Here is a 10,912-nt window from a genome sequence, read left to right as displayed (position 1 = left end):
ACGACCAGGTCGACGCGACCGAGGTCATCTGGCGGTTCTTCAACCGCCACACCCGCTGAGTACAGAGGTCCTGTTGGAGAAGAGCCGATGCACCGCCGTCACCTGATCAAGTCCGGGCTGGCCGCCTCGGTCCTGCTGCCCACGGGACAGGCCCTTGCCGCCTTGGCCGAAACGGCCAAGGACCCGTTCCAGCGAGCCTTCTTCTATGGTTTTCCGCTGTACGAGCAGGCGCGGATCGAGCAGGAGCGGACGGGGGCGGTCGGCAGACCGGGCAAGCTGAACGTCATCGCGCATCGATCCCAGCTGATGGACCACACTTCCCATCAGGTCACCGCGCCCAACAACGACACAATCTATTCGTCGATCTTCCTGGAGCTGTCGGGTGGACCGGTCGAGCTGACCGTGCCCAGCTCGACGGACCGTTACTTCTGCCTGGCTTTCATGAGCGCCTTTACTGACGTGTTCGCCTATGTCGGCACGCGGGCGACCAAGGGGCAGGGCGGTCGCTACTGGGTCGTGGGCCCGAGCTGGAAGGGCGCCGCGCCGGCGGACGTCCGCCTGATCCGCGCGCCGAGTAACGACGTCTGGGCCCTGATGCGCGTCCTGGTGGACGGACCGGCGGATCTCGCCGCCGCTCAGGCCTTCCAGGGCGGGCTGACCTTGAGCGTCCCGGCGGACCGCCCACCGCCGCGCCCCTTCGAGGCGGCCGCCGGCGATGTGAACGATCCGGTCCGCTTCCTGTCGCTGGTCAACGAGGTCATCGCCCGCTCGCGGGGCGGGGGCGGCCAGTTCCCGCGCGCGCGCCAGTTCGCCGCCCAAGGTATCAGCGCGCCGGGTCTGCCGTCTCAGGCGGTGCTGGACCAATGGCGGGCGACGATACCCGGCGCATTGGAGGTCCTGCGCGAGACCTTCCGCTTCCGCGACTATGCGGTCGGCGGCTGGAGCTACCAGCCTCCCGGGATCGGCGACTTTGGGACCAATGACCAACTGCGCGCCGCCGTGGCGCTCGGCGGCATCGCGGCGTTGGGCGAGGAGGAGGCGATGTACTTCCACGCCAATTTCGACGCCGAGGGTCAACCGCTGACGGGCCAGACGTCGTATCGCTGGCGAGTGCCGCCCGGCGGCGTGCCGGTCGACGCCTTCTGGTCGCTGACCATGTACGAAGTCACACCCGAGGGGCGCTATTTCTTCACCGAAAATCCGATCGCCCGATACGCGATCGGAGATCGCACGCCCGGCCTGATCAAGAATCCGGACGGAGGGTTCGAGATCCTGATCCAACGTGAGCGCCCGGTCGGAGCGATGGCGGCCAACTGGCTTCCCGCGCCCAGCGGCCGCATGCGCTTGGCGCTTCGCGCCTATCTGCCGCGCCGCGAGCTCAGAACGCGATCTTGGAGAGTTCCCGCGCTCACGCGAACCTAGAGGCGAACGTCGCCTTCCTGAAGGCGCGCCGAGGGCGGCAATTGGCGCGAAGCCGGCTTTCCTGGCGGCAGGCCCTCGGTCGTTTCACGAGCGCTATCGCGCTGCTTGGGATTGTTTGACATTGGTGTCCCTTGGCGTCTCGCATGGCTAAGCGGAGAAGGTCAGGGGATGGTTGTGGGGTGTGATCCAAATCGTGTCCCCGCACTCAAGGTCCCCGCACAAGCAAGACACCCCCGTCCGAGCGCGGTCGGGTTTTTTACATGCCTCCGAACTCAATCTAAGCCTGCGGCAAGTGGCGCCTTCGTGGCTCCCGTCACCGCCGCGCCTGCTCCGGACCCACCGCCGACACACGCCGTTCCGACACCGCACCAGCCGCACCCACGACGCGCCCAGGCGCAGCGGTCGTCATGTCGTGAACCCGCTGATAGGCGCCGCGGACCACTCTCGGTGCAAACTCGCCCATCATAACCAGCACGCAGGCGGCGAGCACGAAGACATGGGTGCGTCGGCTCTCAGACCTACCCTGGCTGATCATCGACAACAGAGAGCGCTCCTGGCGACAGTTGAACTTCTGGAGATAAGACGTCGCCCGACGCCGGAGCCCTCCAGCGCGCGGAAGGACTTTTACAGCAGCTGAGCGCCCGGCCGGCCCATGAGCCAGGCTCGCTTCCGCCGCTCCGGCGACGGCGACCTGGGCGGGACCGGGCGGACCTGACTCAACGCGGAGCTTGGGTAGGTTCGGATGCTGGAGACTTGGTGAGGCCGCCGTCGCCTTACAGGTCGACAGTCGATGTGTGACTTTATCCGCGCCAGACGAACCGGAAGAGCCGCGCGCCCAGGCCGGGGAACGGCAGTGTCCACGGCACGCGCCCGAGCAGGTGCAGATAGTGCGCCGCGTTCTGGATCTCCTCGCCGGCAAGGCGGGGGAAGGCGGTCAGCCGTTCGTCCTCGAAGGCGTCGGCCCGCGCCGTGGTGGTCATGACCTGGCCGTGATGGTTGGCCGCGCGATAAGCCAGGAGCAGGCCCGCGAGCATGAACCGCCGCCGCCGCGCCGGGTCCGCCAGGACGGCGTCCAGGCGCGGCGACACCAGATCCATGTAACGCCGGAGATAGGGAAAGGTCTTCTGCTCGAACGGGGAGTAGACGTAGAGCCTTGCGATCTCGGTGTTTGGGTCAATCATCCGCTTCTGGCACGCCTACTGTGTCCTTACGACGTTTTGCACCACTTGGCCGTCCTTCGCGAGATATTCGAATTCATGCGGGAACGGGCTCCACCAGGCGCGGTTGACGGTGTAGCGCGGCACCGTGAACCTGTAGATGCGTCCGCCCCCGCCGGAGAAGCTCTGTGCGACGCTTTCCGACGAAGTCGTCGAAACATAGGGACTAGGCCCAATACCGCTGTCGATGCTGTGCAGCCACATCCGCCACCAGGTGAACCGATCCGCCCCCGGCCCGATGCCGTTCGCGCGCCAGAAGGGGCTGCGCAACGTGCCTGTTCCTTCGATCTCGCCGATTTCACCGACGTCGCGGAGGCCTCGGAACAGCGTGACCGGTCTGGTGGACCAGGGGCTGTATTCGTACCACAGCCACCGCGCGGCGCGGCAAGGGCTGGGGCACTGCGTCAGCGAGCCTTCGCCCTCGAAGGCGGTGACGTCGGCCAGCGACCCGCTTTCGAGGCTGGTCGACTGGACGGCGGCTTCGCCGCTGACCGCCGAGCTGGTGCTGGCCGTGGCGGTCTCGCCCGTCATCGCCGCGCGCGAAGCGAGCGCCGTGGTCTCGGTGACCTCGGCCTCGACGGTGGCCGCCGTGGTGGCGGCGGTCGACTCGGCCGCGACGGTCTCGCTCAGGGCCGCTGTTCCGGCCGCGGCCGCTTCCCCCACCGTCGCGCCGGCCTCGGCGCCGAGCGCCGCGCCTTCCGCCGCGACCGCCGCGCCTTCAGCCGCGGCGGCGCCGACCTCGGCGATGGCCGCCGCGATCAGCGGCAGGAACTGACCCGACGGGTCCACCAGCGAGGTCGGACGGCCAGCGACATAGGCGTAGGTGTTGAGGCTATCCTGGATCTGTGGCTCGGCGCTGGGACCGGCGTCAGCCGTCGTGAAGCGGCCGGTCTGCGGATCGAGATACCGGGAGGCGGAGTAGTAGAGGCTTGTCGCCTCGTCCCGCAGCAAGCCGGCGAACTTGTTGCTGAAGTCGTCCGGACCGTTGAGGCGGATGGGTACGCCATAGGGCTCGTAAGCCAGCACCGAGCCGACGGCGCCGGTGCCACGGGTCGTCAGGGTCGTGCTGCCGACCTGGTTCCGGTGCAGGTGAAGCACGCCTGGCCCCGGCACCCCGGGACCAGTCACCGAGGCCGATCCGGTAGTGACCATGGCCAGCGGGCCCAGGTCGTCATGCAGCACGACCGTGCTCAGCGCCTGCCCGCCTTTCGTTGCGACCTGGTAGGTCGGCGAGACATAGGCGGTGGTCACGCCGGTCACCCGGTCGTCGACCAGCATCCGCTCGCCCTGGGCGTCGTAGTGGAAGCGTGCGCGCTCTACGCCGCCGCCGTCCTTGGACGATGTCAGGCGCGCCTCGGGATCGTAGCCGAACACCTGGACGTCGCCGTCGGAGGCGCGGCGGGTCATTGACCCGAACGCGTCATAGTCGGCCGCATAGATCTCGGCGCCGCCCCGCACGCCCTTGAGCAGCTGGAAGTTACGATAGGCGTAGTCGGTCTTCACCCCAGACGCCTGATCGGTCCTTTGGTTGAGGTTGCCGGCCTGGTCGTAGGCGTAACCCCACTTGCCGAAGACCCCCTCAGCCGAGGTCAGCCGCAGGTTGTCGTAGCCGTAGGTTTCGCTCAGATCCTTGCCGCTGTAGCGGACGGCCTCGCGCATCGCGCGCAGTTCGTCGAGCGGGCTCCAGTCGTAGGCGCGGTCCAGATAGGTCGCCGCCGCCTGGGTCACCTTCTGGCTGCTCAGCAGGCCCGAGGGCGTGTAGCCGAGCGTCTCGACGACGCCACCATCATAGGCGATACCCGTCGGCTTGGCGTAAGGACTGTAGCCTGTGAAGCGCGCTACGGTCAGGCTGTCGAGCTTCAGATAGGCCAGGAGCCCATACTGATAGGCTCTCTCGAGGCGCGCGCCGTTGGGCAGGGACAGGACCCGCGGCCGACTCTGCGGATCGTAGGCCGTGGTCTGCACCTGAGGCGCCGTCAGGTTCGGCAGGCCGATCGTGGTGACGCTGGAAGGATTGCCCTGGGCGTCATAGCCGATCGTCTGGACGATCGGAGCCGCGAGCCGCGGATCGGTGGCGCTGAGGCCGGTCTGGCGGCCCACGCCGTTGGTCACGGTCGTGTCGTCGTAGCTGAAGGCGTAGACGAAGCCCCCTCCGAGATCATGGCGGAGCAGGCGGCCCTGGGTGTCGTAGTCGAAAGTTTCGACGCCGTTCGTCGTGGTTTGCTTCTTCAGGTAGGGCGTGCCCAGGTAGTCGTTGGTCACGACCCCGCGGTCGGGGGAGTCCGTCCGGACGATCCGCCCCAGGCTGTCACGCAGGTAGCTGGTGCGCACGCCCGCCGGGGACGCGGCCGTCGGCGGCGAGACGGTCGCCGTGATCGCCCCCAGTCGGTCACGCCCGATCTGCGTGGTGGCCCCGCCGTCCGAGGTCACCGACACGGCGACCGTCACCTTGTCGCCCTTGCGCATGTCGTAGCGGAATTCCCGGACATAGGCTTCGGGAGTCCCAACGGCCAGTGTCTGCACCGCGCGCAGGTACGAGGGATAGCTGGTCACGTCCCGGACCCGCCCTCCGCCGTTGGGGCCTTCGGGCCGTGTCCGCTCGACGATCCGGCCGATGATGTCGTAGCGCTGGTCGAGCCACAGTCGACCCGAGGCGGTGGCCGCGCAGTCGGCGGAGGCGGCGCCGAAGAACGGCAGCGACCGGCTCGGCGTGCGGTCGTAGCCGTCGTAGACCGTGCAGTCGACGACGTCGGCGCCGGCGGCCGCCCCCTGGCGTACGCTCCTGTAGATCCGGGCCCGGCCATCCAGCGTTTGCCGCGCGTAGAGCCAGGTCTTCTGGCCCTGGCTTGTCGGCCAATCCTGCAGGGTGCGCGTCTCGGAATAGGTCTCGTGTCCGGCGCCGATCAGCCAATCGGTGGCGCGATTGGTGATCACCGATACGCCCGAGCCGGGGCCGGCCGTGACGCAGGACGTGTCGGCCGGCACGCCGCTCGGCGCATTGACCTGGCGTCCGACTTCACGCCCCAGCCCGTCGTAACAGGTCAGGTTGACGTTGCCGTTGGCGTCGACCTCGGCGGTCTGCAGGCCAAAGCGCGGGTCGTAGTTGTATTGCGTGGCGAAGGTGCGCCCGCCGGCCAGGGGCGGTCCGCGCAGGGTCTGCAGGAAGGTATGGAATTTGGGGTCGAACTCGGTCTTCCAGAGCTGGCCGACCGGATCGACCATCGAGGTCTGGTTGCCGTAGGCGTCATGGCCGTAGGTGATGACCTGGAAGGCCTTGGCCTGGTCGTCCCACATCTTCTTGCCGGCAAGCTCGAAGGTGGCCTGGTCGTAGGCGTAGGTGGTCAGGGATAGGTCGACGCCCGGCCGGAACTGGTCGATCACGCCACAGTCGCTGGTGGACGAGAACTTCAAGGCGTCCAGATATCCCAGCCGCCAGCGCGTCGCGTCGTTCACGTAACGCTTGCAGGCATAGACATCGTCGTCCGGCGACAGGTCCTTTCCGGCCTGATCGACGCGGCCGATGTAGCTCTGCAACACCGGCTGGCCGAAGGCGTCGTAGGCGAAGACGTTCAGGGTGGCCGTGTCGAACTGACCGTAGACGTACTGGTTGACCGTCTGGCGCGTCTTGCGGACGTCCCAGACCGGCGTCGCAATGGGGCCGACCCCGGTCGCCGTCTGCACCGCGATATATTCCATCGGCGCGGAGGTGATCAGGGCGTCGGGGACGCACAGCGGATCGCTCGACTTCGGGCCGCAGCGGATCTCGCGCCGTTGCAGCGTCCCCGTGAGCGGGAAGGTCTGGTTGTAGATCTCGACCGTCTTGCGCCCGTCCTCAAGATAAAGCCGGGTCTTGCTCGCGAAGCCCAGCCAGCGCTGCGAACGCTGGTCGAGCTTGGCGTCGGTGTAGCTGTAGTCGGTGGAGTAGTTGTAGCTGGCGGCCGATCGCGTGCGATCGATGCTCTCGTCGACGTGCTTGATGACGTAGATGGGCCCGCCCACGATGTCGCGCAGCGGATAGGCGGCCGAGTAGGGGCTGTAGATGTAGGGCTGGGGCTGGACGAACGAGGTCAGGCCCGCCGCGGCCTGCCCGCCCGGCGACGAAGCGGCGGGCGTATAGACCCCGCGGTCGCTGAGCGGCGCGTAGGTCAGGTCCAGCCGTCCGCCCAGGCCGTTGGTGACCTGGACGATCATGTCGGCCTGGGCGCCGCCCGCAAGGCCGACGGCCAGGGTCGTGGCCTGTCCGCGATTGGCGCCGAACGCCACCGCATCGCCGAGCCCGTCGCCATTGACGTCGGACGTCTGGACCGGACGGTCGGTCGACGGCGTGAATCCGGCCAGGGCGCTGGCGTTCCAGAGCCCGTCGGTGAAAATGTCGCCGCGATTCAGCGCCACCTTGGCGCCGGTGGTGTCGAAGCCGACGATATCGGCGCGGTGGTCGCCGTCCACGTCGATCAGCAGCCGCGTCGTCCCGGCCCGCCACGGCGGCGAGCTTTCGGCGCTGAAGCCCGCATTCCAAGTCTGCGGGGGCATGAAGCCCTTGCCCGTCGACAGCGCCACCTGGACGCCGTTCTTGAAGCCGACGATGTCGGCCAAGCCGTCGCCGTTGACATCGACGAGCAGCCGGGGGTGGAGGTCGCTCCGCCAGCCCTGCGCCAGGCTGAAATAGGCGTAGCCGCCGGTGTTCTGGGGCCAGCGCGACAGGTCGAATTGATTGGTCTGGCCGCCGGTCGAAATCCCGACGACCACCCCGGTGCTGGAGAAGGCGACGATGTCGGCGCGACCGTCGCCGTTCACGTCGCCGATCAAGCGCAGGCGCTCGGTCTGGCGCCACCAGGCGTCGCCCGTGAAATCGGACGTGTTCCAGACCGCTGGTGTCTCGAAGCCGGCGCCGTTCGACAGGCCGACCATGGTCTGAGCGCCAAAGCCGACGATATCGGCCAGGCCGTCGCCGTTGACGTCGGCAAGCAGTCGGGGATTTCGCTCCTTGATCCAGCCGCCGGCCGACGGATCGAAGCCAAAATAAGGATAGCTGGGCTGTGTCCAGCCCGCCTTGTCGAAGCTATGGCCGGTCGAAAGGGCGACCTCGACGCTCTTGTAGTTGAAACCGACGACGTCGAGCAGGCCGTCACCGTTGACGTCGCCGACCGTGCGCGGCGTGCGCGCGTCGGTCCAGCCCGTATTGCGGCCGAATCCGGCGTTCCAGGTGGCGGCGCCCGCGAAGCTGCGGTCGGGCTTGGCCAGGGCGACCTGGGTGTCGAGGCGGATGCCGACGACATCGGCGAGGCCGTCGCCATTGACGTCGGCGAGCAACCGGGGGTCTTGGGCGGTCCAGCCTTGCGTGAAGTCGGTGCTCAACCAGCCGGCCGGCGCGGCGAACGAAAGGTCGGCGCTGGACCAGGCGAAGTTGGTCGGCACCAGGCACTGGCTGTCGTCGCCGGTGCATTCGGCGATCTGGGTCACTTGGCTGCGACCGGTGGCGGGCGACTGGGCGTAGGTCAGGATGATGGAGGGCGTCTTCACGCCGTCGACGCTGCTGTCGACCCGCTTGAGCCGCGCGGCCGTGCGGACGGGATAGCCGCCAATATAGATCCCGATCGGATCGGGCCGCGCCTCGTAGGAGAAGGTGACTGCGCGCTGAGCCGTCAAGCCGGCGGCCGGGTTGCTGGTGTAGTCGATCCGCGCCGGATAGATCTGCCCGCCGTCCTGGCTGCCGCTGTAGGGCGTGGCCGTATAGGTCACCGTCAGGACGTTGCCGTTCAGGTCGACGATCTTGCCCAGCGACCAGGACCGGATCGAGCCATCGCCGCCCCTGGGCGCTGCGCGACTGTCGGCGGTCCGGCCCAGCTCATAGGTGAGGCCCTTGTCGGTGGTCACCGTCCACCAGCAGGGGCCGTTACCGCAGGTCGCGCCGGCGTCGGTGCGGGCGTGGGAGACGATGCGGGTCCAGCTTTCGACCTCGGTGCGGAAGACCGCGCCGTCGGCGTTGGTCTCGACCATGATCAGGCGCTGGCCGTTGTAGGTGAACCGGTCGTCAGCCCCGTAGGTCACCCCGCCGCGGAAGCCGTCCTGCGCTAGGTTGGCGCCGGTGCGGTCGATCGAGACCAAGCCCGCCAGTGACCAGCCGACGCCGACCATGCCGTTTCCGGTCGCGTTGTTATAGACCAGGGACAGCTTGGGCTGGAGCTCGTTGGTGCCAGGCGGCGTGGGTATGTCGATCGCGTAGCTGCTGTTGCCCCGGTCGGTGACCGTGAACGCCCCCTGAAGGGAGCCCATGGTCTGGGTCGGCGCGGCCTTCGGCGCGGCGGCGCGACTTTGCGACCAGGCCTCGAGGGGGCGACAGACCAGGAACAGCGCCACGGCGAGGCCGAGGAGCCGAGGAAGAACGCACGCCGAAGACCACGACCGGCTAGCCATAGCTTGCCCCTTGGTTGGATTGCGGATGGCGAAGTTGGGAAGGGCGCTAGTATGCGCGCCAGGAGAGCGGTTCGCCGATCACCACGGGGATGACGTCGGAGACGTCGACCGTGTAGCGATAGACCAGCTTGGAGACCTCGAGCCGCTGCTTCGGGTGGAAGAAGGACAGCGCCACGTCGTAGCACTCCGACCCCGACGGGCCGAACGCGCTGGGTTCGACGGTGAAGCCGTCGAAGCTCAAGTCCTGGTTCAGACCGTCGATGAAGGCGCCGTGGGTCATGAACGCGTGGGTCGCGGTGAAGTTGAGCGCTCGGTGGTCGCCCCGCAGGCCGGTGTTGCGCAATTCGAAGTGCAGCCGCGACAGGAAGTTGCCTAGCATTGCGCGCCAATCCTCCTTGGCCGCGCCCTTCGGCGGCGTCACGGCCTTGGCCGCGTCCTCCAGGCGCCAGCTGAAGAAGCCGCGCAGGTCGGGCAGGAGTTGCGGGATCTTCGCGCCGGTCGACAGGCTGATCATGCCGCCCATGTAGCCGGGGACCGCGACGACATCCGACGCGCCTTCGATCTGGGAGGCGAGGTAGCCCCGCAGGCGTTCGTACACGCTCGCGGCATAGGCGCCGGCCGGGCGGATCACGTAGATCGGCGTGGCGCCGAGCAGCACCGTCCAGACCACATCCTCGGCCGCGTAGGGATGGCTGTCGAGGAAGCGCAGCATCTCGCGCGGGTCGTTCGGCGCGGCCAGACCCGCCTGAACGAAACTCTCGCGCCGGGCCTCGGAAGCGAATTCGAAGCCGATCCGGCCCAGGGCGTAGATCGGCTGTGGGCCGCTGGGCGGAAGCGGGCGCGGCGGCTCGGCCTTTGCCGCCGCCTCGCAGGCCGCGCAGGGCTTGTGGCCATCGCCTTGCGGCAGGAGGTCGGCGGCCTCGTGGACGGCCGGTTCAATCAGGGTGTTTTCGGGCGCCATGGCGCTAGTCCTTTCTTGGGAGGGTGTAGGCCCTTCGATGAGGGCTTGCTGTTCGAGGCCGGAGGGGCGGATCAAGGCGGGCGGGCGGTCGAGCATGCCCTGGTAGAAGGTCACAAAGGGCTGGCCGTCCCAGCCCTTGCCGACGGCCATGTCGGTGATGCGCAAGCCTTCGCTGGCCGCGCGCCAGGCGGCCACGCTGGCGGCCGGCGTCTCGAAGGCGGCGACCAGGCCTTCCACGGCGTCGGCGACGTCCTCGAGACGGGTGTGGGCCACGCGGTAGTAGTTGAAGGCCACCGAATTGCGGGGTCCCTCCGTCTCCCGCACGAGGATCAGCGCCAAGTCGCCCCGGGCCTCGCCGATGATGCGGCCGGTCAGGCGTTCGACCTCACGCGCCAGGGCGTTTGGCTTCGCGTCGGCCAGCGCCTCGGCGATCGCCGCGTGCTTTTCCTCGTCGGGTACGCTGCCCGGCTCATCATAGTGCTTGATCGCCAGGAGATCGCCGCCGGGTTCCCAGTCGAAGGACATGGCGGTGTCCTGCCGCCGCAGCATCTGGTCGGAGAAGCCGACATAGGCCCGATAGGCCATGCGTCCGTGGGACGGCCCGACGCCGATGAACCGCAAGCGTCCCAGTCGCTGGAACGCTTCGTTGAAGCGGGCGCGGGCGGAGTTGGGAAACCACAGGCGATCGAGAATTCGCCCGGCGTCCTCGAGCGTGTGCCGCCCATCCATGGCGGTGAAGTCGATGTAGTAGCGGTCCAGATCGATGCCGCCGGGGCGCAGCTTGGCGCTGGCGATCACGCTGCGGGTGGCGCCGTAGATCTCTTCCGTCACCGCGAAAGGGTGATGATAGAGCGCCTGCTCGTCCAGAAGCTCGGGCTTGAGAGAGGACGAGGTCATG

Annotated in this window: 4 protein-coding genes; 1 reads left to right on the top strand and 3 read right to left on the bottom strand. The window is 68.1% G+C overall.

Annotated elements, in window-relative coordinates; genetic code table 11:
• Positions 1–87: 87 nt before the first annotated feature.
• Complete coding sequence (locus DI526_RS09600; RefSeq protein ID WP_304276997.1) at positions 88–1,422, top strand: DUF1254 domain-containing protein; 1,335 nt, start codon at positions 88–90, stop codon at positions 1,420–1,422.
• An 800-nt stretch (positions 1,423–2,222) separates the two neighbouring features.
• Here DI526_RS09600 and DI526_RS09595 read toward each other — a convergent pair.
• Genes DI526_RS09595 through DI526_RS09585 form a run of 3 tightly spaced genes read right to left on the bottom strand, consistent with a single transcriptional unit; the run spans position 2,223 to position 10,911 of the window.
• Positions 2,223–2,603, bottom strand: coding sequence for a hypothetical protein (locus DI526_RS09595; RefSeq protein ID WP_304276994.1), 381 nt, complete (start codon positions 2,601–2,603; stop codon positions 2,223–2,225).
• 15 nt (positions 2,604–2,618) lie between these two features.
• Positions 2,619–9,053: an FG-GAP-like repeat-containing protein gene (locus tag DI526_RS09590; RefSeq protein ID WP_304276991.1), complete on the bottom strand. Its 6,435-nt coding sequence runs from the start codon at positions 9,051–9,053 to the stop codon at positions 2,619–2,621.
• 46 nt (positions 9,054–9,099) lie between these two features.
• Positions 9,100–10,911: a hypothetical protein gene (locus tag DI526_RS09585; RefSeq protein WP_304276990.1), complete on the bottom strand. Its 1,812-nt coding sequence runs from the start codon at positions 10,909–10,911 to the stop codon at positions 9,100–9,102.
• Position 10,912: the final 1 nt, after the last annotated feature.

The sequence above is a fragment of the Caulobacter segnis genome (assembly GCF_003243465.1).
GTDB lineage: Bacteria > Pseudomonadota > Alphaproteobacteria > Caulobacterales > Caulobacteraceae > Caulobacter > Caulobacter segnis_A.
Note: the sequence above shows the minus strand (reverse complement) of the source record. Positions and strands in the feature narration are given on the sequence as shown.